General features: G+C 48.6%; 20 protein-coding genes. 14 read left to right on the top strand and 6 right to left on the bottom strand.

What is annotated here, in order from left to right; translation table 11 throughout:
• The first annotated feature begins 129 nt into the window (after window positions 1–129).
• Window positions 130–579 (top strand): RidA family protein, encoded by a 450-nt coding sequence (locus ACYU8Y_RS21240; protein WP_460940107.1) that lies wholly within the window; start codon window positions 130–132, stop codon window positions 577–579.
• Window positions 580–606: 27 nt separating this feature from the next.
• Entirely contained in the window at window positions 607–1647 is a 1041-nt protein-coding gene (bla, locus tag ACYU8Y_RS21235; RefSeq protein ID WP_460940105.1) for a class A beta-lactamase, read from the top strand.
• A gap of 176 nt (window positions 1648–1823) precedes the next feature.
• Here bla and ACYU8Y_RS21230 read toward each other — a convergent pair whose 3' ends face one another.
• The gene (locus ACYU8Y_RS21230) at window positions 1824–2921 is read right to left on the bottom strand and encodes a GntR family transcriptional regulator (RefSeq protein ID WP_460940104.1); all 1098 of its coding nucleotides are present in this window, start codon (window positions 2919–2921) and stop codon (window positions 1824–1826) included.
• Between the two features lie 503 nt (window positions 2922–3424).
• Here ACYU8Y_RS21230 and ACYU8Y_RS21225 point away from each other — a divergent pair.
• Entirely contained in the window at window positions 3425–5848 is a 2424-nt protein-coding gene (locus ACYU8Y_RS21225; RefSeq protein WP_460940103.1) for a TonB-dependent receptor domain-containing protein, read from the top strand.
• Window positions 5849–6000: 152 nt separating this feature from the next.
• Entirely contained in the window at window positions 6001–6465 is a 465-nt protein-coding gene (locus tag ACYU8Y_RS21220) for a 3-oxoacyl-ACP synthase (protein ID WP_460940101.1), read from the top strand.
• Between the two features lie 117 nt (window positions 6466–6582).
• Here ACYU8Y_RS21220 and ACYU8Y_RS21215 read toward each other — a convergent pair whose 3' ends face one another.
• Entirely contained in the window at window positions 6583–8211 is a 1629-nt protein-coding gene (locus ACYU8Y_RS21215) for an amidohydrolase (protein WP_460940100.1), read from the bottom strand.
• Window positions 8212–8318: 107 nt separating this feature from the next.
• Between ACYU8Y_RS21215 and ACYU8Y_RS21210 the strand changes: the two genes are divergently transcribed.
• Window positions 8319–9710 (top strand): TolC family protein, encoded by a 1392-nt coding sequence (locus tag ACYU8Y_RS21210; protein WP_460940099.1) that lies wholly within the window; start codon window positions 8319–8321, stop codon window positions 9708–9710.
• A gap of 88 nt (window positions 9711–9798) precedes the next feature.
• Entirely contained in the window at window positions 9799–10008 is a 210-nt protein-coding gene (locus ACYU8Y_RS21205; protein WP_460940098.1) for a DUF2188 domain-containing protein, read from the top strand.
• Between the two features lie 56 nt (window positions 10009–10064).
• Here the strand turns inward: ACYU8Y_RS21205 and ACYU8Y_RS21200 are convergent, their stop codons facing one another.
• Both ACYU8Y_RS21200 and ACYU8Y_RS21195 read right to left on the bottom strand, forming a co-directional pair.
• Window positions 10065–11138: a DNA topoisomerase IB gene (locus ACYU8Y_RS21200; protein WP_460940331.1), complete on the bottom strand. Its 1074-nt coding sequence runs from the start codon at window positions 11136–11138 to the stop codon at window positions 10065–10067.
• Between the two features lie 114 nt (window positions 11139–11252).
• Entirely contained in the window at window positions 11253–11846 is a 594-nt protein-coding gene (locus tag ACYU8Y_RS21195; RefSeq protein WP_460940097.1) for a DUF6962 family protein, read from the bottom strand.
• Window positions 11847–12009: 163 nt separating this feature from the next.
• On the opposite strand from ACYU8Y_RS21195, the gene sucD reads away from it, so the two are divergent.
• From sucD to porN, 8 genes are all read left to right on the top strand, one after another.
• Window positions 12010–12885 carry a succinate--CoA ligase subunit alpha gene (gene sucD, locus ACYU8Y_RS21190; protein ID WP_460940096.1) on the top strand — a complete coding sequence of 292 codons (876 nt, stop codon included), beginning with the start codon at window positions 12010–12012 and terminating at the stop codon, window positions 12883–12885.
• A 51-nt stretch (window positions 12886–12936) separates the two neighbouring features.
• The gene (locus ACYU8Y_RS21185; RefSeq protein WP_460940095.1) at window positions 12937–14118 is read left to right on the top strand and encodes a DUF4271 domain-containing protein; all 1182 of its coding nucleotides are present in this window, start codon (window positions 12937–12939) and stop codon (window positions 14116–14118) included.
• Between the two features lie 96 nt (window positions 14119–14214).
• The gene (locus tag ACYU8Y_RS21180) at window positions 14215–15000 is read left to right on the top strand and encodes a uroporphyrinogen-III synthase (protein ID WP_460940094.1); all 786 of its coding nucleotides are present in this window, start codon (window positions 14215–14217) and stop codon (window positions 14998–15000) included.
• A 181-nt stretch (window positions 15001–15181) separates the two neighbouring features.
• A complete protein-coding gene (locus ACYU8Y_RS21175) occupies window positions 15182–16156 on the top strand; it encodes a PorP/SprF family type IX secretion system membrane protein (protein ID WP_460940093.1) in 975 nt (324 codons plus the stop codon).
• Window positions 16157–16403: 247 nt separating this feature from the next.
• Window positions 16404–17528, top strand: coding sequence for a T9SS ring complex lipoprotein PorK/GldK (gene porK / locus ACYU8Y_RS21170; protein WP_460940092.1), 1125 nt, complete (start codon window positions 16404–16406; stop codon window positions 17526–17528).
• A gap of 89 nt (window positions 17529–17617) precedes the next feature.
• Complete coding sequence (gene porL / locus ACYU8Y_RS21165) at window positions 17618–18430, top strand: type IX secretion system motor protein PorL/GldL (protein WP_460940091.1); 813 nt, start codon at window positions 17618–17620, stop codon at window positions 18428–18430.
• A 144-nt stretch (window positions 18431–18574) separates the two neighbouring features.
• Entirely contained in the window at window positions 18575–20161 is a 1587-nt protein-coding gene (gene porM / locus ACYU8Y_RS21160) for a type IX secretion system motor protein PorM/GldM (protein WP_460940090.1), read from the top strand.
• Window positions 20162–20214: 53 nt separating this feature from the next.
• Window positions 20215–21264, top strand: coding sequence for a type IX secretion system ring subunit PorN/GldN (gene porN, locus ACYU8Y_RS21155; protein WP_460940089.1), 1050 nt, complete (start codon window positions 20215–20217; stop codon window positions 21262–21264).
• A gap of 78 nt (window positions 21265–21342) precedes the next feature.
• Here porN and uvrC read toward each other — a convergent pair whose 3' ends face one another.
• Window positions 21343–23151: an excinuclease ABC subunit UvrC gene (gene uvrC, locus ACYU8Y_RS21150; protein WP_460940088.1), complete on the bottom strand. Its 1809-nt coding sequence runs from the start codon at window positions 23149–23151 to the stop codon at window positions 21343–21345.
• A gap of 139 nt (window positions 23152–23290) precedes the next feature.
• The gene (locus ACYU8Y_RS21145; RefSeq protein WP_460940087.1) at window positions 23291–25648 is read right to left on the bottom strand and encodes a penicillin-binding protein 1A; all 2358 of its coding nucleotides are present in this window, start codon (window positions 25646–25648) and stop codon (window positions 23291–23293) included.
• Window positions 25649–25716: the final 68 nt, after the last annotated feature.

Below are 25716 nucleotides of genomic sequence, written 5' to 3'. Positions count from 1 at the left end.
ATGAGTAAGCATGGAGACACAACGAGTACAGCGCTATTCAGGCAATTATTCACTGTGTTCTTTGTGCCTCTGTGTTTGTTGATATTATTTTAGTTAATCCTTCACAATCAATCCGTTAAACCAATCTTCATGAAACACCTACTTCTTTGTCTGCTGGTTTTCAGCATCAGCTTTTCGGCATTTGGTCAGCATAAAAAAATCGTTCAGCCGGGGAAAGCACCGGCCAATCCCTATCCGTTCAGTCCGGGTGTTATCAGCAATGGGTTGCTGTTTGTGTCGGGGCAGGTGGGCACCGATCCGCAAACGGGCAAACTGGTGCCGGGTGGAGTAGAAGCGGAAACCAGACAAACGATTCAAAACATCAAAACGGTACTTGAGGCTGCGGGTGCTTCTCTGGATGATGTCGTGAGTGTAACGGTGTATCTGAGTGATATGGATGACTTCCCGAAGATGAACGCGATTTACAAACAGTTTTTTAAAGAAGGTACGTACCCGGCTCGCACAACGGTGGGCGTCGCGAAGCTCGTGTTCGGGTCCAGTGTTGAAATGACCATGACGGCTGCCCTGCCCAAAAAATAAATTAACCCTTCTTCCCAAAACGGTTCAATGAATAAATACACAAGATTACTTGTCTTGGTGCCCCTGTTCTGGGCAAACCTATCCGTCGCTCAAAAACAAAAAACGACCAAGCCAACCCAATCCACGGCCGTTTTTGCGGTCCCGGCCCGGCTCACGCAGGAACTGATGCGCCTATCCGATATGTCGGGTGGGAAAGTAGGCATTTGCGCTACACACATCGAAACCGGAAAGACAATCACGCAAAACGGGAAAGAAGGGTTTCCGATGGCAAGTTCCTACAAGGTCGCTATTGCCACCCAGTTGCTGACCCGCGTAGACAGCGGTAGCCTAACGCTGGCTCAACTCATACCCATCACAAAAAACGATTTTCATCCGGGTAGTGGCATGCTATCGGATCGGTTTAACTGGCCCAACTCACCAAATTCTGATCTTTCCTTATCGGTCAGAAGCCTGCTCGAACTGATGCTGCTTATCAGCGACAACAGTGCAACGGACATTTGCCTTCGGCTGGCGGGTGGCCCTGCTGCCGTAAACGCCTGCATGAAGCGAATGGGCATTGAAGGCTTGCGTGTCGATCGGCCAACTGCCTGGCTTATTGCCGATTGTGTGGGCATACCTATGGCTGCCGATCAGCCCTGGGCACCTGCTCGCTACGATTCACTGGCCAAATTCAGTACGGCGTTGACGCGCGAAGCCAGTTATGTAGCTTTCGAGAAGGACCCGCGTGATACATCGACCCCGGAAGCCATGACGCTGCTTTTAACGAAACTGTATACGCAGCCCCTGTTGAAACCAGCCAGTCAGGCACTGATTCTCGATATTATGAAGCGTTGCGAAACGGGACTTGCCCGACTAAAAGGAGCTCTCCCGCCCGATACGGAAGTGCTGCACAAAACAGGTACGATTGGGCTGACCGCCAGTGATGTCGGTATTATTACATTGCCGGGCAACGCGGGTCATGTGGCTATCTCCGTCTTCGTCAAATCATCTCCTAAAGATGGCTCTGTTCGGGAGCGAACCATTGCCGAAGTAACCCGGACCATTTACGATTACTTCCTCTTTTTGTAAGTGTGACAGAAAAATACATAGTGGTGCTGTCAGTTTCTTAAAACTGACACGATAGGTTTCTTAAAACCTTTTGAAAAGGATATCAATTGACCTAGGTTTTGAGAAACCTCGCTCGTCAGTTTTAAGAAACCGACAGCACAAGTAGACCTGTTACACGATCTGGTAGGTCAGGTTTATTACAGTGACCCGCGCCGGATCATGTAAAACGGATTTTTGACTTTTATCCGCTTGTTGTCCAGCAGGAGCGAAGCTGCCGTATAGCCCATTGCCTCGAAGTCGGTTGTGATAACGGTAATATTCAGTAATTCCTTGAGCGTAGTCTCATTAAACGAAATAACGCCAACGTCATGGCCTAGTTCGAGATTTGATTGCCTCGCCTTTTTTACTACTTCCGACAAGTCGGTTTCTTCAACGACTACGTAGGCCGTGCTTTCCTGCAAGTGCTCGTGAATGGCGTTTTCCTTGATCGAGAATTCCTTGTTGTAGTTAACGCAAAACGAACGAAACCCGTGGGCAATTTCAACGGGATAGTTGCCGTCACTGGGTAAAATAAGGACCATCCGGCTATACTTATCCAGTAAATCCTGGGCGTTCTCGAGCGCCCCGCAAATGTCTTTATCGAAGTTCTGATAAACGCTCAGGGGAGATCCTGCCAGTTCGGATACGTCTTTATCCAGCAGCACCAGTTCATTAGGCGGGATGGAGGCAAGCACGCGCATGTAATCGGCTTTGTCCAGATCCTGGGTAAAATGGGGCATGACAACGTAATAGTTGTACTTGCCCAGATTTTTGGCAATAATTTCCTGGAAATGGCAGGCGTTGTAGTGGTGAATCTGCAAATCGACCGTTGCCTTCTCGCCGAGTGCTTTCAGAAAGGCATAGTAGATGATTTTCTTGTATGAACTGAGCTTATTGAAGACCAGGAGGATTTTTATCTTAGCGTCCGTATTCGTCTGCACATAATAGCCCTTACCCTGCACGGAAGTAAGGTAGCCTCGCTCCCGGAGTTCACGGTAGGCTTTCTCTACGGTGTCCCGGGCAAGGTAATATTCCACGCTTAACTCACTGATAGACGGCAATTGCTCCTTGTTTTTCAGGACACCCCGCTCAATGTCGGTAATGACCGATTGGACAATCTGCTTATACTTAGGCGTCTTATCCTTCGGATTGAACTGAAGTTTGTAAGCAGGCGAACAGGAGTCGCTATACCTATCGTCAAGATCGTCGTAGAGTTGACGGCGACTAGAACCTGGAGACGTAAGTTTAGCAATCATACTAATCGATCTTTATGTACTATTCTGGGAGCGAGCAAAGCCAATCCACACTACGATGGCTGGAAATCTTTATAAGCTTCCGAATAATAGCAGATATAAAGAAGCAATTTACGCACTTTTTTTCTGCAAACGTTGCCGGTAACGTTATTGAAGAGTATGAATGCTAGATTTAGTTGTAAAAAAAGAAGGCATAAGGGGTCTTCTATGTGACACATTTCATACGCATGTTGTCACCTCAGACAAAAGAAAAATTGTACTTAAACGTGAAGGTGCCTAAGCTGTAGTTCGTTGCTCTCAACCGATTTGACAAATGTCCGTTTGTCTTACTCCACCCATGCTGCGCGAACGGACGGCGGCCTGTCATTGCCCGATCATCAAAAAGCTGAAATCACGATAGAAAATTAATCCTGCGCTGGTAGATGATTGTCCGTTCTGCCTTTGCGTAGTAAATACGGTTTTAATGAAGCCGCCCGCTCTTATCTACCCGCTTTGAACGCCCAACTATGCCCAAGACCTTTACTACTGGTTTCTTGTTTGCCTTTCTTTTGTTTCCCGCAGCACTACTGGCCCAAACGACACCTTCCCGCCAGGCCTGGATCCGCGGTAAGCTGGTGGATGAGAAAAAAGCCCCAATTCCGTTTACGACCGTTGCCCTGCACCGAACGGCTGATTCTGTGCTGATAACCGGAGTTGTGGCCGACGAGTCGGGGGTATTTGCGCTGCAAATCAGGCCGGGTCGTTATTACCTCAAAGTTAGTGCTGTCTCCTATCGCGAGAAAATAGTACCGGCTATCGACGTGGATGAGCAGGATAAGCAACTCGGTTCACTCGTACTTGTGGCCAGCGCCAAACGGCTGGATGAAGTAGTTGTCAGAGGAGAAAAGAGTCAGATGGAGTTGGCGCTGGACAAACGAATATTCAATGTCGGGAAAGACTTGGCCAATGCCGGGGGGACGGCTTCCGACATCCTGAAAAATATTCCGTCGGTGGCTGTGGATGGAGATGGCAATGTGAGCCTTCGGGGCAGCAACAGTGTTCGGATTCTGATTGATGGAAAGCCATCCGGGCTGGTGAGTTTTAAGGGCGGAAGCGGCCTGCAACAATTGCAGGGGAGCATGATTGAACGGGTAGAGGTTATCACCAACCCATCGGCTCGCTACGAGGCCGAAGGAATGGGTGGTGTAATCAACATCGTATTGAAGAAAGAACGAAAGGAGGGGTTCAATGGCTCGTTCGATGTCATTACGGGTTATCCCACCAACTTTGGGGCTGCGGCCAACATCAACTACCGACGCAAAAATTTAAACTTTTTTGTCAATTACACGGCTTCCTTCCGCAACACACCCGGCCGGAGTTCGCTCTATCAGGAAGTGTATAGCAACGATACCACCTTCGTGTACCGGCAGAATTCAACCAGTAGTCTGAAAGGCCAAAATAATAATGCCCGCGCGGGTATTGACTATTATTTCAACCCTAAAAGTATACTCACGGCTTCGTACACCTGGCGTCTCAGCAAAGGCAAACGCTTTTCGGATATTCAATACCTTGACTATAAAACCAACACGAACGATGTGCTGCAAAGTATCACGAGCCGAACGCAGGACGAAACCGAAACCGAGCCCAACTCGGAGTATGTCGTGAGTTATAAAAAGACATTTGCCCGTGAAGGCCATGAACTTACCGCCGATGTCCGGTACCTGGACAACTGGGAAAAGTCGGACCAGTTTTTTGCTCAGAAAACCTCATTGCCCGATGGGAATTCGTCGACGATCCCAAGTACATTGCAACGGGCGCTCAACGATGAAACCGAGAAGCAACTGCTGGTACAGGTCGATTATGTGAAGCCATTTGCCAAAGATGGAAAGCTGGAAGGGGGCTTACGGGTTAGCTCCCGCAACATGACGAATGATTATTCGGTTACCCAGCAAAATACGGACAACACCTGGACGCCCTTGCCCGGCCTGACCAATGATTTTTTGTACGTCGAAAAAATCAATGCTTTGTATGGGATTGTTGGTAACAAGGTTCGTAAGTTCTCGTATCAAATGGGGCTTCGGGCGGAGTGGACAAACGTAACGACAACGCTTAAACAAACGAACGACGTTAATCCGCGCAGCTACGCCAATTTGTTTCCGAGTGTCCATGCAACCTACGATTTGCCCCGCCAGCATGCGTTGCAGATCAGTTACAGCCGTCGGGTGCGTCGGCCGCAGTACAATGACCTAAGCCCCTTCATGACCTTCAGCGATAACCGGAATTTTTTCAGCGGGAATCCTGATCTGAATCCCGAATTCACCAATGCGTTTGAAGTCGGTCATATCAAATATGTTGAGAAAGGGTCGATGAGTTCGTCCGTTTATTACCGGCACACGACGGGGAAAATCATTCGGATTCGCCGGGTCGATGACCAGGGGAATTCGACGACCCGCCCCGAGAATCTGGCAACCGAGGATTCGTATGGGGCTGAATTCACGGGTTCGTATGCGCTTTATAAATGGTGGAAACTGGATGGGAGTGTAAACTTTTTTCGGGCGGTTACCAATGGCGGTAACCTCGATGCCAGTTATCAAAGTGATACGTATAGCTGGTTTACGCGATTAATGTCGCGCTTTACGATTCTGAAAAGTACGGATTTCCAGTTGCGGGGAAACTACGAAGCGCCCCAGAAGACGCCCCAGGGCACCCGTCAGGCCATTGCCACGCTGGATTTATCGCTGAGCAAGGATGTGCTTCACAACAACGGCACGCTGGTGCTCAATGTTATCGATGTGTTCAACTCCCGGCGTTATCGGTCCATTACCGAAGGGGCTAACTTTTACACCGAAAGCAGTTCGCAGGGACGTTTGCGGCAACTAAATCTGACGTTCAATTATCGTCTGCATCAGGCTAAAAAGAAAACCAAAGAGCCCGGAGAAGGGGAGTTCTAGTTAGCACAAGCGGAAGATCTGGCCAGTGGTTTCCTCGGACCGTGAGGACACGGCCTGAGGAAACAGAACGCATGGTTAATGAACCTGTTTGGGGTTAACGTTGTCATTACCATCTGTAAGAAAGACAACATTTACCCAAACCCATCTTCGAGTTGACAACTACACCCCAACAAACGAAAGCGGCTTTATTTGCTCTGTGCCAGACGTACGTACAGAAACGCATCGACACGGCTCGAGAGGCAATGGAAGCCGCTCAGGAAGCGGCCAATTCTGAGTCGAAGAGTAGCGCGGGCGATAAGTATGAAACCGGGCGGGCTATGGCCCAACTCGAACGTGACCGTCACGCGCAGCTACTTGCCGAAGCCCAGAAGCTCGAACGTGAGTTAACCCAGCTCAGCGTCGACAAAATGTATGAGACGGTTCAGCCCGGAAGTCTCGTCATTACCGATCGAGGGAAATTTTTTATCAGCGTTGGCGCTGGTAAACTAACTGTCGATGGTGTGGACTACTTCGCTGTTTCGGCGGCATCGCCCATTGCTTCGGTACTGGTCGGCCGCAAGGCCAACGATACCGCACTGTTTAACAAGCTCGTGTATCAGGTAATGGCGGTACATTAGATCGGATAATTTATTTCTGTCATCCCGACGCAGGAGGGATCTTGAACTATCCTCCTACCGAAGATCCCTCCTGCGTCGGGATGACAGAAATAAATTATCCATGTTGACTTATCACGCTTAATACACGCGTTCTCCACCAATCCAGGTTTGTTTTACTGTTGTCTGGCGCAACTGTGGGTTGGGTGCGGTCATGATGTCGCGGTCGAGTATAACAAAATCGGCTTGTTTGCCAGCGGCTATACTGCCTCGCAAATGATCCTCAAAACAGGCGTAGGCGGCCCAGCGGGTCATGGCCAGCAGGGCTGATTTACGGTCGACGGCGTTTTCCATCTGATAGCCACCCGCCGGAAAGTTTTTGGCATCCTGACGAGCTACGGCAGAATGAAAACCAAAGAGTGGATTGACTGCTTCGACCGGGAAGTCGCTGCCAAAGGCAATCAGTCCGTTCTGTTTCATAAGGTCCTTAAAGGCATAAGCCCCTTTTACGCGAACGGGACCCAGGCGCTCGCTGGCCCAGTACATATCGGAGGTGGCATGTGTCGGCTGAACCGATGGAATAATGGAATACTTACCAAACTTCCAGAAATCGTCGGCCGATACAACCTGGGCATGTTCAATGCGCCAGCGCCGATCATTCGATCCCTTCAACAGTTTTCCGTAGAGGTCAAGCATCAGGTGATTGGCTGAGTCGCCGATACAGTGCGTATTGGCCTGAAAGTCTGATGCATACAATAGCTTGGTCACACGCTCCAGCTCCGATGGACTGAGCAGTAGGAAGCCCCCCGTTTGAGGCCGGTCGCTGTAGGGACGTCGCAGACAGGCACCGCGTGAGCCCAGTGCTCCATCGGCATACAGCTTAAACGATTTTACCGTTAGGCGGTCGGTCTGAAAAGGCCCCCGTTTGAGGAAATAGTTTAGATTCGGTTCGCCGAGGCTGATCATTGCATAATCGCGGATTTTCAGCTTGGAGGCCTTCTGCAGACTGTCGATCAGATTGATTTCATCGGGGCTAATGCCCGCGTCAGAAACGGTAGTCAATCCCAGCGATACGCAAACTTTCTGCGCTTCCAGCAACATAGTTGCTTTATCAGCCAGATCAGGCTGGGGGATCACGCGCTTGATAAATTGCATGGCGTTGTCCACTAAAACGCCCGTCGGCTGGCCATTCTGGACGATGACCTCGCCCCCTGGTAAGGTTGAACCAGCCGTTACCTGTGCCAGCCGCAGGGCTTTTGAATTGACGAACAAAGCGTGGCCGTCTACCCGCATGAGCGCAACGGGAACATCGGGGAAAGCTGCATCCAGTTTTTCTTTGGTAGGGAAGGTTTTTTCAGGCCAGTCATTCTGATCCCAACCCCGACCTGTGAGCCACATGGCCTCCGGGTGCTTCTGGCGAAATGCCTTCAAACGGTCAAGCAACTCGTCGTACGAGCTTGTACCCACCAAATCGGCCTGGGTAAGTACCTGGCCAAGACCCAGGAAGTGGGAATGAGGATCGTAGAAGCCGGGATAAACGGGCTGCCCACCCAGATCGGCCGTACTATCGGCCTCATACTCGCCGGCCAGTGTGCTGGCCTGACCAACGTCCAGAAATTTGCCGTCCCTGATCACGAACGCGTCGGCGATGGTAAAGCTTGAATCGGCGGTGTAGATGCGGGCGTTTTTTACGAATAAATCAGCCTTTTTTTTTGACGAACAACCCAAAAGAGCGGTCAGAAAAGATATTAACAGTAGTAAACGATGCATAATGGAGACTTAATGAAAAATGCAAGATAACTCAAAGTTAATAAGCTACTGAGTCAATCGCAGATTCTCTTACTTTTGTTATACGTGTCGTTGTTAACCTATATTCGATGAAACTCAGCAGTTACCTTCTTTTAGCTTTCCTCCCTTTTACGGCTCTTGCGCAACAGCAAACTCAACCCGCCCAAACCCCAATACAACGTGCCCTTCGGAACTCTACGATTGTACAGCAAGGAGAAGTAGTTACATTGGGAGATGCCATTCGAACGGCACTTGCCCAAAATTATCAAATTAAATTAACACAGGCGCAGCAGCAGATAGCGGTGTATAACAACACGTTGGGCAATGCGGGTATGTTGCCTAGCCTAACCGGTAACCTGAACAACAATAACTCCAATCAGCACTTACGGCAGACATTCTTAACGCCTACCACCCAGCCAGGTGACCGGCCGGGTGTCATTAGCCGCAATACAACGGTTGGTATCAATTTTAACTGGACTATTTTCAACGGCTTTGCTACGTTCTATGTGCTCGATCAACTGAAAGAACTCGTGCGGATCAGCGAAGTGAACACCCGAGCCAATATTGAAGGAACGGTAGCCAGTGTGTCAACGGCCTATTATGACGTGGTGCGTCAGTTGCAACGCCTAATGGCCGTACGACAGGCGCTGGATATATCGCAGTACCGGCTTGATCTTGCCAAAACTAATTTTGAAGTTGGGAGCTTCTCCAAAGTCGATTACCTGACAGCTCAGGTTGACTACAATGTGGATAGTGCCGCTCTGATCGCGCAACAGTTAGCCTTGTCAAATGCCAAAATCCTGCTAAATACCCTTTTGGTTCGCGACCCGGTTACTGAATTTGCCGTACGGGATACTATTCTGGTGCGTTCGAATTTAGAGCTTGGCCAACTGCGGGAATCACTGATCAACAATAACCCCCTGCTGGCAGCCGCCGTTTTGAGCAGGCGCGTGGCTGACCTGAATATAAAATTAGCCAAAGCACAACAGCTCCCCACGTTAAATCTGTTGTCGGGCTATTCATACACCAGCACCAATAACCAGGGCGGTAACACGATTGTGGCGACGGCCAGAAACAACGGCTTTACGTACGGGGTTCAGGCGTCGGTGCCCATTTTTAACGGGTTTAACCAACGGCGGCTAAATCAGGTGGCAGCCGTCAATGCCCTGTCGGCCGAGTACCAGGCCAACGACCAGCGCGTACAGCTGGATCTCGCACTAACGCAAACTTATCAGCAGTATAGGACCAATTTACAACTGCTATCGCTCGAAATTCAGAATTTCAAAATTACCACTCAGAACGTAGATATCGCCTACGATCGCTACCGCTTGGGAACGCTGACCGCCGTTGGCTTTCGGGATGTACAGCGCAACCTGCTGGATGCCCAGCTTCGCTTGATCGATGCCGAGTTCAATGCCAAGACGGCTGAGATCGAACTGTTGCGCTTAAGTAGCTCCATCACGCAGGAGCTTGGCCGTTAGATAACCCGTCCAATCGGTTTAGGCGTCAATTGGTTAAGGTAGGTATTGGCTAAGCCAATTGGTACGAACTCATTAACGCCTGATCGATATGCCCTGGACAAAGAAAGACTATCCTGTCTCGTTGAAGAATTTTATGGCGCCAGTTCGAAACAAAGCTATCGCTATTGCCAACGCCCTATTGGCCGAAGACACAGAAGAACAACGCGCCATCGCCATTGCAACGGCCAAGGCGGAAGAGTGGGCCACTAATCGGGGCATCAAAATCCGTAAGGATAATGCCCCGGAGACAAAAAAGTAACGTAAAATGGCGGATGCAGGTGTGGGTTCTTACCTAGCCCGGTCCGCCATTTTACGTTACTTTTCAACCGTCTTTTTGATTTGGTCTTTCAGAAACTTGAGCAGTAGTTTCTCAATGCCGTCGAGTCCGTACGGGCTACTTTGCCTGAATCGGGCCTTTTGCTTAATGTAGGGATTTAAATCCTGGCACTCGTAGGCTTCCAGAATTTGGGGATGTACATAGTGTTTCCGGCAAACGGTACGGGTATTGCCCAGTTTATGCGACACTTCGTCTAGAACGGTATTAACGTTTTTCTTCAGTTCTTTGTCGGTCTCGCAGGGTTCCAGTTCGGCCAGAAGCCGTAGCGCGTTGACCGTGCCCGCCCAGGTGCGGAAATCTTTTGCGGAGAAATCGTCGCCCATGGTTTCATGCAGGTAAGCGTTTACCATGCCGGAGTCGATTGGATGCCGATCCCCATTCTCGTCAAAATATTGAAACAACTCCTTGCCCGGAATATCGCGGCATGCTTTTACCAGGCCGGATAACCGCCGATCATGCAGCGTGATGTCGTGATAAATGCCTTTTTTCCCTTTGAAGCTAAAGCGCACTTCTGTGCCATCCAGCTTCACGTGCCGGTCTTTGAGCGTCGTTAAGCCGTAAGAGCCATATTCTTTCTCATAAGCCGCGTTTCCTACCCGGATTAGGGTTTGCTCCATCACACTGAGGGCGATGGCAATCACTTTATCGCGTGAAAGCTCGGGTTTCTTCAAATCGCTTGCCAGTCGTTTACGGAGCAGGGGCAGGGCTTCGCCAAAAGCCACCATCCGAAAGAATTTTGTCTGGCTCCGAATCGCATTCCATTTGGCATGATACCGATATTGCTTCCGGTTTTTGGTGTCGATGCCCGTTGCCTGTAAATGGCCATTCGCCCTGGGGCTGATCCATACATTTTCCCAGGCGGGCGGCAACATCAGGCTGCGGATACGGGCCAGCATTTCGGGATTGTCAATGGGCTTGCCATGCACATCGGCATAGCTGAACTGATCCTTTGACTTTTGCCGGCTAATTCCCGGCATCGTATCGCTCATATAAACCAATCGGGCTACCTTGGCCGTTTCGACGGGGTCATGAGCTAATTCCAATAAATCCACGTTCGTTGAGTATAGGTCGTAAAACAAGTGATTGAGTAACTGGTTTGACAAGCGATTGGTTAGCCGGTCAGGCAACTTTTCACTTATCTCAGGCCCAGATCATTCGCTTGTTCGTTATTTACGGGCGCCCGCCCGCCAGTCAGATGCTTTCCCAAAGAACCATAACGCCAGTGTGGTAGCATAATGGTAAAAATCAGTTGGGTGAATGAAGCCATCAAATGAGTCTGCTTTCGTAGCCAACCCCATCATCATGGCAGCCAGAACGACCCAAAGCCCTCGCTTGTTTCGCTGAAGAAGCGAAAAAACAGCCAGTAGCATAAGTATCAAAATTCCCATAGAGGGCACAATAGGCGTAAATACGCGAACCGTAGGTAACAACAGGATTATGAACAGAAATAAGCCGAAAAGCACCGTGGTCACGAAGGAAATCAGGGTAAGCGTCTGCTGGTTCAGCAGGGCGTAAACGGCCGTGACCACACACACAACACCCAGTGAATCAGCCAATACGATCATGGATCGATGTAGTGGTTCCAGTGATTCGTTGCCGGCGAAATGGAGAACGCCAATGAGGGCTGCTACGGAGGTTGTCAGCAGAAAGAAACCCCAGAGTAACCGGTTAAACAGGGAAATGCGTCCAAAAAAGTGCCAGAACACTCCGACGCCCGCCCCGGCCAAAATAGAGCCGGAAAGGATGTGCGAAAAAATCATCACGTAATTTACGAAGTTTCGGCTACTTTTGCCCAACTTTTTAAGCGGAATAGGCCTATTAAGCCAAATAGAAAAGAAGGTGATTCCTCGCGGAATACGTTCTACTTTGGTTTGCAGGCTTCTTCCGACAATTAACCGTATCGCCAACGATTTACAAACCGTCATGAGCGTTTTAGTCAACAAAGACTCCAAAGTTATCGTCCAGGGCTTTACCGGCTCGGAAGGCAGTTTCCATGCCCAGCAGATGATTGAATACGGCACCAACGTTGTTGGGGGTGTAACACCTGGCAAAGGTGGTCAGACGCACCTTGACCGGCCCGTATTTAACACGGTTCAGCAGGCTGTCGAGCAGGCCGGCGCCAATGTTTCCATTATTTTTGTGCCACCGGCTTTTGCGGCCGATGCCATTATGGAGGCCGCCGAAGCGGGTATCAACGTGATCATCTGCATCACCGAAGGTATCCCCACGGAAGACATGGTCGCTGTAAAAAATTACCTGTCTGGTAAAGACGTTCGGCTGATTGGGCCAAACTGCCCCGGTGTTATGACGGCTGAGGAGTGCAAAGTGGGAATTATGCCTGGTTTCATCTTCAAGAAAGGGACCATTGGTATCGTCTCTAAATCAGGTACGCTGACTTACGAAGCGGTTGACCAACTGACGAAAGCCGGTTTAGGCCAATCGACCGCGATTGGTATCGGGGGCGACCCAATCATTGGGACAACGACGAAAGAAGCTGTCGAACTGCTGATGAACGATCCCGATACCGAAGCCATCGTTATGATCGGTGAAATTGGTGGCGGTATGGAAGCCGAAGCCGCCCGCTGGATCAAAGCCGATGGTAACCGGAAACCGGTTGTGGGCTTTATTGCTGGTCAGACGGCCCCGAAAGGACGTCGGATGGGCCATGCAGGCGCCATCGTTGGCGGAGCTGACGATACGGCCGCAGCTAAAATGGCGATCATGCAGGAATGTGGTATCCATGTCGTGGAGTCACCCGCGTTGATTGGCGACACGATGCTTAAGGCATTAGGGAAATAAAAGCGCGAAAGAGTGAAAGAGCAAAAGAGTGAAAGAATAAAAAGATATGTAATGAGCAGGATAGCCATAGCAACGCTCTTTCATTCTTTCGCTCTTTCGCTCTTTCTGTTTTTCCCCGCTACGGCCCAGACCCGCGTCACGGGCGTTGGTCCCGAAGGGCGGTATTACCCCATCCACGATTTTCGCGACGATTTTCAGGTGTATGACGAGGGGGCTAAAGCGTATATCCCTTACATAATTGAACAACACGCGGGTCAGACGGCCTTAAGTGCCTATGTTGATCTGGAAAGCAACCGGCACTACAGCCTGCTGATTTCTACTAGACGGGATGGCTATTTATTCATCAATGCTGCGCTCAAGCGCAAACTTATCGCTGACCGGTGGCAAGTACTCAGCATTGACAGTTTGTTTCGGGTGTATCGTCAGCCCGAGATTTTCCTCACTATTTACGGGGCGCCCGGCCTCGATGACAAGCGCGTACTGATCGGCTACCCAAAGTCTACTACGCAAAAACAGGTGGTGCTGGGAGACGATAACTTGAGCGTTCGGCCTCGTCCGCAGACGATTTACGATAATTTTCTGAGTATGGGCCTATTGTTTTTGCTGGCCACGCATGCTTTTCTGTTTGCTCTTTATCACCGGGCTTTTTTACGCTTTTACAGCTTACAGGATTTAGTATCTTTTCGAGCCCAGGAAGAGTCGTTTTTAATAAACAGACCGCTGAGTAGTACGAACATGCTCTTCACGCTCAACCTGAGCTTTATTGTTGGTTACCTGATCATTTTCGTACAGAGTCGTAACCTCGATGTGTTTGCTTCGCGGACATTACTGCTTGGTGAACAGCATTTTGGCTGGCTCATCGGTGAGTTTTTCCTGGTTAGTGGCGTGACTTTTTTAAGCCTCATCGGGAAGTATGTTTTGCTGGAAGTGATGGGTGGTTTATACAAACTACAGGATATAATCCATGTTCATTACTTTAAGATATTGCAGTCGTCATTATTGTTTTTTACGGCGCTGGCGCTCCTGCTATCCATCATTCAGTTGAATGCACCTACGTTAATGTGGGTGCCCAACATGCTACTTTTACCATTAATCGGGTTCTATCTGGCGCGCCTGATCCTCCTTTACCTTGTGATCCGAAGCTTGGAGCCTATCAAGAATCTTTATTTATTTTCGTACCTTTGCATCGTTGAATTGATTCCACTCATAATCGGTTTGCGCTTTGCGCTTTGAGGAAAAGTGGTCAGTGATAAGTAAGCTAGATTCGGTTTTAAGTATTGCCAGATGCTTGAAAAGTGAAAATTAGCTGTTGAACCCAGTAGAGATTCAATGAACGAACCCAGTATGCAATCCACCGAAAACCGGCTCACGAAAGTAAACCGGATGTTAGTGACCCAATCCCGACCAGCCGACGAGAAATCTCCTTATTTTGATTTAGTTAGCAAGTACAATCTTCAAATCGACTTCCGGCCCTTTATTCAAATTCAGGGCGAGTCGTTTAAGGATTTCAGGCGGCAGAAAATTAATATATTGGCGCATACGGCCATTATTTTCACCAGCCGGAATGCTATCGACCACTTTTTCCGGATCTGCCAGGAAGGGCGCGTCGAAGTACCTGCCGACATGAAGTACTTCTGTATTTCAGAGCAAACGGCCAACTACCTTCAGAAGTATATCGTCATCCGGAAACGCAAGATTTTCAATGGGACAAAGACGGCTTCCGAATTATTTGATTTGATCAAGAAACACAAGAACGAAAAGTTTCTGTTTCCCTGCTCAAACATCCGGCGGAACGATATTCCAGAATTTATGGATACGAGCGGTCTTCACTTCACGGAGGCCGTCATGTACGATACCGTACCGACCGATTTATCAGACCTCGATATTCAGAGTTACGACATCATAGCTTTCTTTAGCCCATCGGGTGTCAGTTCACTGTTAAGCAACTTTCCGGACTTCAACCAGAACGGCACACGCATGGCTGCTTTCGGCCCGACAACGGCCAAAGCGATTAAAGAAGCAGGCTTGACACTCGATATTGAAGCTCCTTTGCCCAATGCGCCGTCAATGACAGGAGCCCTGGACCTGTATCTAAAAAAGGCTAACAATCAGTAAACCGTAGCCGTTATACGAAAAGCGAAATGCCGGAAGCGAGTAATAGCCTCACGTCCGGCATTTAGCCTTTATTTAAGGCAAATAATTTGGCCTTGCAGGCGTTTAGTTGTAAACTGTGATATTGTTTACCGGAGCGCTGGTTTAATTTGCAGCCAGTAGTTCTGAATTTCGGTCAGGTCGTATGATTCGCACACTCTACGTTTTTACTTTTGTCCTGTTAACGATTGTGGCTCCCACCGCCTTTGCCCAGCAGGATCCGCAATTCAGCCTATACATGTATAACCCACTTTACTACAACCCGGCCGCAGCTGGGTCGGAAGGGGTTTCGCGCATTCAAATTATACAACGGACACAATACCTGGGTTATCAGACCAGCGGTACAGGCGACGAAAGTGCCGCGCAAAGCACCCAGATGCTGTCGTTCAATATGCCACTGGCCCGAATCAAGAGCGGTATTGGTATTTATGCGTTGAACGATAAATACGGACCATCCATTAATCAAGCCGTACAAGTGTCATATGCTTACCGGCTCGCGTTGAAAAACGGAACCCTGTCTTTGGGAGTTCAGGCTGGTATGTTTAATCGGGGTTATGATTTCAATCAGTTTCGCCCCGGCGATCCAGGAGATCCGCTGCTTCCCAGCGGCCGGATCAATCAATTCAAACCGGATATTGGCGCAGGCGTATATTATAATACGACCGATTATTGGCTTGGTGTTAGTATGACACACTTGAACAAGGCTAAATACAGTTATGTAGCTGATCGTTTAACGGATCCGTCAGATAGTAAAGCTTACCTCACGGCTGGTTATCGGCTTGGTATGGGTTACAATATAGATTTACAACCGTCCGTATTGGTACAGTATAGTACAGCTGCTGGTCTTCCAGGATCTACAGTTGCCTTGAATCTGCTGGGTACATACGATAACCGCATCTGGGCGGGTCTGGGGTACCGGTTAAAAGATGCGGTAATGGTCACAGCTGGCATAAACTTAATGCGAAACAACGCGTTGAGAGTTGGTTACGCGTTGGATATTGTTACGAGTGGCAGTCAGGTAAAAAGCCCGACATCGCACGAGATCCTCTTATCCTATGCGTTGCCCGCACCGGATGTACGAAAAAAGCCTATTATCAGGACTCCACGTTTCCGATACTAGATAGTCCATAGAGTAATTAATTTCTTGGTTAAGTTTAGCGTAAAGCGGCTTTTTGGCAATATTCTTGTTAGGCAGTTTGCAGCGAGAAACTTAATTTTGGGGGATTCGCTGGAGTTTTCGTCTGAATTGTCTGGTTCAACAAAAATCATGCAGAGAAAATACGCCGAACCTGAATTTAACATACAATAACCAAACAGATTTTCGTTTTTAGTCTGGTCTCGCACAAGAAGAAGGTAAAAGTTCGACAATGATGAAGTATAACTGGTTAACAGTCAACGCAACCCGGGTAGTGATGGGCGCGGCAGTCGTACTGCTTTTGCAAGGTTGTGGCTTTCTGAAGTCAAAATTTGGCGGTAGTGGTAGTAAAGGAGGAGAAGTAGGCGTTACAAACGGTGAGATCACAGCTACCGGGCGTAAAGGCTGGAAACAACCAACTCCCTTCGGAATGGTCCTGGTGCCCTCAGGTTCGTTTATTATGGGGCAGGCCGACGAAGATGTGGCCGCTACGCAAATTAACATGAATCGGCAGGTAACGATTAGTTCATTTTACATGGACGATGCTGAAATCTCGAACCACGAGTATCGGCAATATGTAAATGCCCTGCTGGCTGACTCCGTTTCGACGCTGGGCGAGGAGGAGATTATGTCGAAATATTACCCCGATACGACTGTATGGAAAAACGACTTTACTTATCACAACGGTGATCCGATGCTTGAGCATTACTATGGACACCCCGCCTTTGATACGTATCCTGTCGTTGGTGTGAGTTGGATTGCTGCCAAGCATTTCTGTAAGTGGCGCACCAATACGCTCGACGATTTCCGGACAAAAGATGGTGGTTATAAATCGTTTGGTTTCCGGCTTCCATCAGAAGCCGAATGGGAGTGGGCTGCACGGGGTGGTAAAAACGGCGCGAAATATCCTTGGGGTAACCCATATGTAGCAAACGGTAAAGGCTGTTACCTTGCCAACTTCAAGCCACAGCGTGGTAATTTCGATGCAGATGGCTATCCCTACACAGCACCAGCAACGGCCTATAATCCAAACGATTACGGGTTGTATAACATGGCTGGTAACGTAGCTGAATGGTGCCGAGATGCCTACGCTGATAATACGAATGCCATTGTCTGGGACATGAACCCAGATAATCAGAACGCCGATGAACCACGAAAAGTAGTTCGCGGGGGTTCCTGGAAAGACATCGCTTATTATCTGGAAACAGGTACACGCTATTACGAATACGAAGACCAGAAACGTTCTTACATTGGTTTCCGCTGTGTTATGGACAACCTGGAAGGTCGTACGGCTTCCGGACGAGTTGGTGGTGGCAAGAGTAAAGCTCCCAAAAAAGCATCGGCCAAAAAAGCGTAGGCGCGATAGCCAAACGTAATCAGCATTTCGAGTACAATAAAGCAGTACCACCCGAGTTAATTACCTATTCCAACCAACAATAGTTTATCATGGCAGCAGCAAAGTCCTCAAGTTTTTTTTGGGATCGTTTAGTACCAACCATCTATAGTGCCGGAGCGGCCGTCGTAATTGCCGGAGCCTGGGCAAAAATTACCCACAATGAACAATTCGGTTGGCTTTTAACAGCTGGCCTTCTAACGGAAGTCGTTATTTTTATTCTGTATGCCATTCAAAGCTTCACCATGCCTGCTACGGCAGATGACGGCTATGCTTGGGAACGTGTTTATCCTGAATTAGCTGATGATTATAAGGGAGAAGCTCGTAAGCCTGCTCCCCAGGCAAATGGTCTGACAGGAAACATGGATCAAATGCTGGCTCAGGCTAAGGTAACACCAGACGTTTTTGAGCGTTTAGGTTCTGGGTTCCGCAACTTAAATGAAACCGTATCGAAGTTGACCGATCTCACAGACGCTACCGTGGCTACTAATGATTATGCCCGTAACGTTAAAGCGGCATCCAACTCGATTGGCGAAATGAATAAGTCTTATGGCACGGCTATAACGGCTATGAACTCGATGGCGGATGCCACAACGGATGCGAAAGATTACCGTGATCAGTTCCAGAAAGTAACCAAAAATATGGGTGCTCTGAATGCTGTTTATGAACTGGAATTACAGGATACCAATAAGCATCTGAAAGCAATGAACGCGTTTTATGGTAGCCTCTCCGCTGCTATGGAAAACATGAGTGACGCAAGCCGTGATACACAGCAGTTTAAAAACGAGCTGGCTAAATTAACGGGTAATCTAGCTTCATTGAACGGCGTTTATGGCAGCATGCTGACAGCCATGCGCGGTAACTAACTCTGAATATGTTGTCGAGTCTAACGTTGTCAGATACCGAATTTAACGTTCGTAACTGACAACGTTAGCCTTACATTGCCCCAACTGTACATATAACCGCTACGGCGGCCTTTCCACAACTTTTTTATTATACTACCATAGTTTATGGCAGGCACAAGAGAGACACCCCGTCAGAAGATGATCGGGATGATGTATCTGGTTTTGACCGCATTACTGGCTCTGCAAGTCACGTCGGCCATTCTGGAAAAATTCGTTTTAATTAACAACAGTCTGGAGCAGTCGACCGGCGCTGTCAGCAAGGTAAACCAATCTACATTCGATAACATCCGGGCAACGGTTGAAAAGTCTGGTAACCGGGCCGCAGATTTAGCTATCGTGAAGCAAGCCGATGAAGTACGGAAACTAACGGCTGACATGAGCGGTGAGCTTGACAAGATTAAAGACCAAATTGTCGCGGAGAGTGGTGGGCGTGATGAGTCCGGTAATATCAAGAATCTAAGCGAAGAGGAATCAGTTGCTCAGCTCATGATCGGTACCAACCGCAACGGGGCTGCTTTCAAGCTGAAAGATCAGCTAAACAAATATACGGAGGACCTTTCCCGGCTTTCAGGAAATAAATACGCTCCGATGGCGCTTGATGGGAAAGATGATCCTATTGCCAGCCTTTCTCCAGACCAGAAGCGAAAAGATTTTGCCGAATTAAACTTCGCCCAAACACCTGTACCCGCAGCGTTGGCCGTACTCAGTCAAAAGCAAGCTGATGTTCGTCGTCTGGAAGGTGAAGTGCTGGACGTACTGGCTAGCAAAGTCGGTGCGCAGGATGTTAAGTTCGACAAAATCATTGCCATGTTAAGCATGGACTCAAAGGTTGTTGTTGCAGGTACGAAGTTCAAAGGACAAATGTTCCTGGCTGCTTCATCGTCGGGTATTCAACCCCGGATGAGCCTGAATGGGGGAGCGGTTCGCGTTCAGGATGGGCAGGGCCTTATTGAATTTACGGCCCAGGGTGGTGCGTATGATAAAAATGGTCTGGCACGCCGGACATTGACCGGATCCATTGCTTACCAGACAGCAGCAGGTTTGAAAACCGTTCCTTTATCGGCTGAATATTACGTGGCTAAACCATCTTATCAGATTGAAACGGGTACGATGCCTCCTCTATATTTGGGTTGTGCAAACAAACTGAGCATTCAGAGTCCTCAATTAGGGGCTTTATGGAATCCAAGTTTCTCGGCAGATGGTGCATCAGTTGTATCATCGGGAGAGAAAGGAAAGATTACCGTTGTGCCAAGTTCAGCGAACGTTTCATTGAACATCAGTAATTCAGGTAGCTTGCTGGGCACCGAGCGTTTCCGGGTCAATAAAGTACCTCGCCCAACCTTAGAAGTAGCTGTCGGTGGTACGCGTGCCAGTGACCCACGGGGTGTTCCTGTATCGTCTGCCCGTAGCGTGCGGATTCAGGCAATTCCTGATCCTAGCTTTGCGGCTTACTCACCAGACGACGCTAAATTCCGTACAACGGGCGCTACTGTGTCACTGGTACGGGGTACAAAGCGGGTAACCTTCGTAACGGTTGGTCCAGGTGGTGGTTCCATTGCTTCATTAGCGGCTGAGGCACAGCCTGGTGACCGGCTTGTGATTCAGGTTGAAGGTGTACAACGTCAAAATTTCAGAGGTGAAGTTAGTGACGTACCGATGGGTAATACGCTTGTACAGGTTTCGCTTTATTGATGCACTAAAGCGGTTAATTGACCGTTAACTATCTGAATTGACAACAAGTAGCCATGACACAAAATAGATCGATAGGATATGCTGGTGTGCTCGCCGTAGCTGCGCTGGCACTGGCAGGGGGGGAAGCCCTGGCTCAGGAAAAGGCGAATACGGGTGTAAACGCAAACTCTGTTCGTGCCATCAATGACAACGACATTATGATGAAGAAGACCCTTTGGCGTCGAATTGACCTGAAGGAGAAACAGAATCAGTCGATGTTCTCAAAGAATAATGAGATATCCAAATACCTGATCGATGCAGTGAAAGCCGGACTGATTGATGCCTATACGAATGATTCGTGTACGACAAAGATTACAGCGGAAAAATTTCACGAAAACATGCTGATTCCGAACACTGGCGGGGGGTTATCTGCCGAGGAGAAAGCGGCCGGTTTCACGGAAGATGGTAAAACGGCTGGTGCTGACGACGGTTGGGGTACACCTGCCAAAGACAAGAAGAAACCAGCTGATGATGGCTGGGGAACACCCAAGAAAGCAGCGGCTCAACCAGCTGACGATGGCTGGGGAGCGCCTAAGAAAAAATCGACTGTAGCCAGTACCAAGAAAGGTAAAAAAGGTAAAGTCGTTGCTGCTCCAGTCATCGAGGAAGTAAAAAAAGACACGGTCGCTGCTGCTCCTGCTTTTTCTGGTGATGAGTACTTTCCCAAAGAATTAAATATTCTTGAAGTAAAAGAAGACTGGATTTTTGATCGCAAACGGTCTCGTTTGTACTATGATATGCAGACAGTGACTTTGCTGCTACCTGCCGACAAAAACCAGGCTGGTTACGAAAAACCAATTGCTTCGTTCAAGTACAAAGATCTGGATAAGCTGTTCCGAAGTGATCCGAAGAAGTTTATCTGGTACAACCCACAAAATCAGGCCCAGCACAAAAACCTGGCCGATGCATTTGACCTACGGTTATTTTACGGTCGGATTACGAAAGTGGCAAACCCTGGTGATACGGATCTTGTCGGAATGTATGGTGACCGCGAAGGCTTGCTGAAATCGTATCAGACGGAATACGAATTGATGGAAACCGAGCATGGTCTTTGGGAATATTAATAGCACTGTTAGTGGCTAACACAAAAGGCATCTGAGAACTCAGATGCCTTTTTGTTGTTGAAGAAAATGGATTTCTAACTATTGCTCAATGGTGTCGAAATACTGTTTTAATTTATCCGCACGATCTTTCCCAACGACTTCGGCAACTTCGTCGAGAGAGGCTTCCCGGATTTTCGTTACTCCTTTAAAATGCTTGAGCAATTTGGCCGCCGTTTTCTTTCCCACACCTTCTACATTTTCTAGCTCACTAATCAGGCTGTTACGACTGCGTTTGTCGCGGTGGTAAGTAATGGCAAAGCGGTGCGCTTCATCCCGGATGCGTTGAATAAGTTTGAGAGATTCCGACTTTTTGTCAATATAAAGTGGAAGGTTATCCTCCGGAAAGTAGATTTCTTCTAGCCGTTTGGCAATACCTATAATCGGGACTTTACCGTATAAATCCAGTGCTTTGAGCGCGTCGCAGGCGGCACTCAACTGGCCTTTACCGCCGTCAATGACAATCAGATCGGGTAGGCCTGTTTCCTCGGTCAAGACGCGCGAATAACGCCGGGTGACTACTTCATACATGCTGGCGAAGTCGTTGGGGCCAATAACGGTTTTTATGGAAAAGTGCCGGTATTCTTTGTTCGCTGGTTTTCCGCCGATAAAGCAGACCATGGCTGATACGGGATTCGTACCCTGAATGTTGGAGTTGTCAAAACACTCGATTCGATTCGGCAGCGTTTTTAGTTGTAAATCCTGCTTGAGTCGAATGAGCACACGGTCCTTTTTACTGGCGTTGGCGGTTGCTTCAGCGGCTGTTCGTTCCTGTCGTTCGCGCCGGAAATACAACACGTTCTTCAACGACATGTCCAACAACTTCTTCTTGTCGCCGATCTGGGGAACCGTCACTTCGGCCTTCAAATCGACATCCAGGGGAATGTTGGAAATAATTTCTTTTGCCGGGCTACCATACTGATTGCGAAATTCAATGATCATCATGGCCAGTAAGTCAGGATCAGTCTCATCGAGCTTTTTCTTGACTTCTACGGTATGCGCCTGAACGATCGTACCATTCACCACTTTCATGAAATTGATGTATGCCGCCGATTCATCGGAGGCAATTGAGAACACGTCGGCGTCCGCAATTTTAGGATTGACGACTGTCGATTTACTCTGAAACCGTTGCAGGACGTCCATTTTCTCCTTGTACTTCTGCGCCTGTTCAAACGCCAAGTCGTTGGCTGCTTCAACCATTCGATCCTTGAAGTATTCCTGCGCTGGCTTGAGGTTACCTTTCAGGATGTGATGAATCTGTTCTATGTCGCTGTTGTAATCGTCCTCTTCCTGTTTACCCTCACATGGCCCTTTGCAGTTGCCAATATGGTATTCCAGACACACTTTGTATTTACCCGCTTCGATGTTTTCGGGCGCGAGGTTATAGTTGCAGGTCCGAATCGTAAATAGTTGGCTAAACATATCCAGCACGGTATACATGGGCTTCAGATTGGCAAAGGGCCCATAAAACGTGCCTTGCTTCCGGTCGATACGCCGGGTCGTTATCACACGCGGGAAATGCTCATTGGTGACACATACGAATGGATACGTTTTATCATCCCGCAGCAGAATATTGAACTTGGGCTGGTATCGTTTGATAAGCTGGTTTTCGAGCAACAGCGCGTCAAACTCAGTATGGACGATGGTAAACTCAATTTTTCGGATCTGACTGACCAATCGTATCGTTTTCCGATCGTGTCCTTTCGAATTTGTGAAGTAACTGCTAACGCGGTTTTTAAGGTCTTTTGCCTTCCCTACATATATCACTTCACCAGTGGCGTCGAAGTACCGGTAAACGCCCGGTTCGTGAGGAACCTTGCTTAACTCCGTCTTATAATCGAATTCGGGCATACGATAAAATAGACCTGATCGGTCATCTACTAATTGTGTTATTGTTACCAGGATTCAGTACTATAAAACAAGCAACACAGGCTAAAGGTTGCTTGCCAGGACGAACAAAAAAGGCCAGCGATTGGCTGGCCTTTTTTGTTTATTGTAAGATTTCTTCTTCTCCTTCCGGTACAACCTTTGGCGGAATGTACCGTTGCGAAGAATCGATATGGTAGCCGCCACAATCAATCTTAAAGTTATTGGGCTTCCGGAAGGGTTCCGGTCTATATTGAGTTAGGGTCGGATCATTATAAATTTTCTGCATATACATCGCCCAGGCGGGCATAGCAAGTCGGCCACCCTGCCCCAGTTCGATGTTTCTGAAGTGGATGGGTCTGTCGTCGCCACCAACCCAAAGCCCCGAAACAAGGTGCTGCGTCATACCCATAAACCAGGCATCTGAATAATTGGATGTGGTTCCTGTCTTGGCTGCAATCTCATTACCACCCTCCAGCAGCTTGTACTGTGTTCGTAGCCGCTGGGCCGTTCCATTCGGATCTTCGACTGCTCCGCGCATCAGGTGCAGCATTTCATAGGCTCGATTGGCGCTGATGACCTGCTTAGCATCCGGAGTGAAGTTCTTCAGCACATTTCCGTTCTTATCCGTGATTTGAATGAGCATCATAGGACGAACACGGGTACCACCATTGGCAAAAGCGCAATAAGCCGATACCATCTCATAGACTGATACATCGCCCGTGCCGAGGCACAACGTTGGGTTGTCAGGTAGATCCTTACTTTCGATGCCCATGTCGTGAGCGTAGTTAATAACGGCGGCTGCGCGGGTCTTCTTAATCAATTGAGCGCTCACCGTGTTGATCGACTGTCCCAACGCTTCCCGAAGGGATAAACTCTGGCCACTATAACGGCCTGTCGAGTTTTTGGGCATCCAAGGCGGCCCGTTGTTGTTATCTTCACCATGCGCAAACACGGTTGGCTGATCCGTTATATGGCTACAGGGAGTTACAAACCCCTGATCCATAGCCGTCAGGTACACAAAAGGCTTGAAGGTAGAACCCGGCTGGCGTCGGCTCTGGCGAACGTGGTCAAATTTCATGTACTTGAAATTGATGCCGCCGACCCAGGCTTTTACGTAACCATAGCGAGGGTCCATAGACATAAAGCCCGTGTTGAGCAGCCGCTTGTAATACCGAATGGAATCCAGCGGACTCATTGTCGTATCTTTATCATTGCGTCGGCCGCCGTATACAAAAACCTTCATTTTAATAGGCTTTCGCATTTCCTGCCAGATTGCTTTCTCGTCATCGCCGTAAGCCGCCTTCAGTTGTTTATACCGAATTGTCCGGCGGGCTACCGACTCGATAAATCCAGGAATCTCTTTATATTTTTTGGTTCGAGGGTCTTTCTGTACCCAGGGATTCCGGCCCCGCCAGTGCTCATAAAACTTCTTCTGCTGATCGCGCATGTTGGTCATAACGGCTTCTTCAGCATAAGCCTGCATGCGGGAGTCGATGGTGGTATAAATTTTCAGACCGCTGGTATACAGATCCAGATCGGCCCCTGGGTTTTCTTCATTGTACTGTCGGATCCATTTTTTGATATCATCCCGAATAACAGATCTGAAATAAGCGGCCATACCCGTATTCTGATTCTCGACACTAAAGTCAAGTTTCAGCGGCTTGTTCTTATAAGCAAGGAACTGCTCCTGGGACAGAAGTTTATATTTTTTCATTTGTCCCAAAACTACATTCCGCCGGTCTCTCGTACGATCTTCGAACAGGCGTGGGTTATAGAAGGTAGGGTTTTTGAGCATACCCACCAGAAGCGCGGCCTCCTCGACATTCAGATTCCAGGGTTCCTTGCTAAAGTAAGTTTTAGCCGCTGTTTTGATCCCATAGGTGTTGTTCCCAAACGAAACCGTATTGAGATACATCATCATCACCTCCTGCTTGGTGTAATTTCGTTCCAGACGGACTGCCAGAATCCATTCTTTCGTTTTGGCGATGATCAGGCCAACGACAGGTATATAGCCCAACACCCCCCTTAATTCCTCCTGACGGGTATCGAACAGATTCTTTGCGGTTTGTTGGGTCAGTGTACTGCCTCCTCCCGAGCTGGAAGCATCCTTAAAGGTAATGAAGCCGCTCACCGCCCGAAACAGCGATCGTGGGTCGATACCGGAATGTTTGATAAAACGCGCGTCTTCAGTGGCCAGAAGCGCGGAGGTTACGTTCGGCGATACCTGCGAAATCTCAATGGGTGTCCGGTTTTCGACGTAATATTTCCCAAGTAACTGGTGATCGGCTGTGTATACTTCAGAGGCTTCTTCGCTCTTCGGGTTCTCGAGAGCTTTCAAACTGGGCATGCCACCAAAGAGCCACAAAAAGTTGTAACTAACTGCCAGAATGTACAAGACTAGTAAAATAACACCTAGGAGCGAGAATCGCCACAGGCTTCGGATTATCTTCCGGTAACGACCAGGAGCAAAGTCAATCATTCGTTTTTTTATCAGTTATATGCGTGCCACGCCTTCGGTAATGAAACGTTGCACCCGAAACCTTGAGG

It is taken from the genome of Spirosoma humi (assembly GCF_054776575.1).
The sequence above is the reverse complement of the archived record's forward strand: the minus strand, read 5'-3'. Positions and strand labels throughout refer to the sequence as shown.

Coding starts and splice junctions, on each gene's coding strand:
- ACYU8Y_RS21240 (WP_460940107.1), top strand. CDS start 130: ATGAAACACCTACTTCTTTGTCTGCTGGTTTTCAGCATCAGCTTTTCG.
- bla (WP_460940105.1), top strand. CDS start 607: ATGAATAAATACACAAGATTACTTGTCTTGGTGCCCCTGTTCTGGGCA.
- ACYU8Y_RS21230 (WP_460940104.1), bottom strand. CDS start 2,921: ATGATTGCTAAACTTACGTCTCCAGGTTCTAGTCGCCGTCAACTCTAC.
- ACYU8Y_RS21225 (WP_460940103.1), top strand. CDS start 3,425: ATGCCCAAGACCTTTACTACTGGTTTCTTGTTTGCCTTTCTTTTGTTT.
- ACYU8Y_RS21215 (WP_460940100.1), bottom strand. CDS start 8,211: ATGCATCGTTTACTACTGTTAATATCTTTTCTGACCGCTCTTTTGGGT.
- ACYU8Y_RS21210 (WP_460940099.1), top strand. CDS start 8,319: ATGAAACTCAGCAGTTACCTTCTTTTAGCTTTCCTCCCTTTTACGGCT.
- ACYU8Y_RS21205 (WP_460940098.1), top strand. CDS start 9,799: ATGCCCTGGACAAAGAAAGACTATCCTGTCTCGTTGAAGAATTTTATG.
- ACYU8Y_RS21195 (WP_460940097.1), bottom strand. CDS start 11,846: ATGATTTTTTCGCACATCCTTTCCGGCTCTATTTTGGCCGGGGCGGGC.
- sucD (WP_460940096.1), top strand. CDS start 12,010: ATGAGCGTTTTAGTCAACAAAGACTCCAAAGTTATCGTCCAGGGCTTT.
- ACYU8Y_RS21185 (WP_460940095.1), top strand. CDS start 12,937: ATGAGCAGGATAGCCATAGCAACGCTCTTTCATTCTTTCGCTCTTTCG.
- ACYU8Y_RS21180 (WP_460940094.1), top strand. CDS start 14,215: ATGAACGAACCCAGTATGCAATCCACCGAAAACCGGCTCACGAAAGTA.
- ACYU8Y_RS21175 (WP_460940093.1), top strand. CDS start 15,182: ATGATTCGCACACTCTACGTTTTTACTTTTGTCCTGTTAACGATTGTG.
- porK (WP_460940092.1), top strand. CDS start 16,404: ATGATGAAGTATAACTGGTTAACAGTCAACGCAACCCGGGTAGTGATG.
- porL (WP_460940091.1), top strand. CDS start 17,618: ATGGCAGCAGCAAAGTCCTCAAGTTTTTTTTGGGATCGTTTAGTACCA.
- porM (WP_460940090.1), top strand. CDS start 18,575: ATGGCAGGCACAAGAGAGACACCCCGTCAGAAGATGATCGGGATGATG.
- porN (WP_460940089.1), top strand. CDS start 20,215: ATGACACAAAATAGATCGATAGGATATGCTGGTGTGCTCGCCGTAGCT.
- uvrC (WP_460940088.1), bottom strand. CDS start 23,151: ATGCCCGAATTCGATTATAAGACGGAGTTAAGCAAGGTTCCTCACGAA.
- ACYU8Y_RS21145 (WP_460940087.1), bottom strand. CDS start 25,648: ATGATTGACTTTGCTCCTGGTCGTTACCGGAAGATAATCCGAAGCCTG.